The organism is Candidatus Kurthia intestinigallinarum, assembly GCF_003991225.1.
Lineage (GTDB): Bacteria > Bacillota > Bacilli > Bacillales_A > Planococcaceae > Kurthia > Kurthia populi.
Genome location: NZ_JTFC01000091.1, coordinates 1 through 1,236, shown reverse-complemented (window position 1 = coordinate 1,236; position 1,236 = coordinate 1). Strand labels below are relative to the sequence as shown.

Here is a 1,236-nt window from a genome sequence, read left to right as displayed (position 1 = left end):
TACATTAGACCTGTCTAGAATTGCGTATAACGAGCCTAAACAGTTTTTCTGGACATATGAATCGTTAGGAAAGTTATTAAGCCTTACAGAGCGTGAGAAGCCTTATACCAACGTCTATTTATCACTTAATGCTTTTTGTGAAGTAAATGGTCAGATGAAACGTAGTGCTAATAATTTAGCGCAGATTCGTAATGTAGGTATCGATTTAGATTGCTACAAGCTAGGCATCTCACCAGATCAATGTAAAGAAGAACTGTTTAAACTAATTGCACATAGTAAGTTACCTAATCCTAATTTAGTAATTAATTCGGGCAATGGTGTACAGCTTATTTATTCAATACAGGGGGGAGCAGCACCTACCAATGAAATTAAATGGCTGACAATGTACATAACAAGGGAACTAACTGGTCAATTGATTGATTTAGGAGCGGATTACCAAACTTGTACACTGGAACGAGTATTTAGATTGCCTTATACATTGAATAAAAAAGAGGGTTATCCCACAAAGCTAGTAACGGCTGAAATTTGGAATCGTAGAGAATGGCATCTTAATGAATTGATGGATTATGTGAAGCCGTATAAGCCAATGAAAAAGCGTTCTAAATTGCGTACAGTAACACCATTAAAGGGGTATAAAAAAGGCACACGCACGCTTACACAAATGAACATGGCACGTGCGAATGACATTTTAAATCTTGTACATATCCGAAATGGAGAAATTGAGAATCGTAACATCTTAACGTATGATTATGCATTTGCTCTGACGCTAGGAAGCGATATGAGCCATTTAGAAGTCCTTACAGCGACTTTTCAGCTTGATATTAGTTTCACATCTTCACAGAAGAAAAACGTCCTCAAAACGACTGTAAAGAGTGCATATGAGCGAGCTACAAAGTTTTGGAGAGCATATGAAGAGAATAATTACAGTATGAGAGGTTTAGACAGTAATTTAGTTAAACCTAAACAGACACGTACAATCATACGCCAGCAGGCCATTACAGCAGCAGAAATGGAATTTTTAGAGGTATTGATTGGCAAAGAGGAAAAAGAGCGTAGACGTACTGATAAGCGTCGAGATCAAGGGCAAAAATCAATGGAACAATATAATGCTGAACGAGCACAAAAGGTTAATAGTAACCTTGAAAAATTACGTAAACTTAAAGAAAAGTATCCAAAAGCATCACAGCGTAAACTAGCTGAAATGATGGGTGTATCCAAAAGCTATATTAATAAGCT

General features: G+C 36.7%; 1 protein-coding gene. It reads left to right on the top strand.

What is annotated here, in order from left to right:
* A partial coding sequence (locus QI30_RS20600; protein WP_158621079.1) for a helix-turn-helix domain-containing protein occupies window positions 1-1,236 on the top strand: 1,236 nt, incomplete at both ends.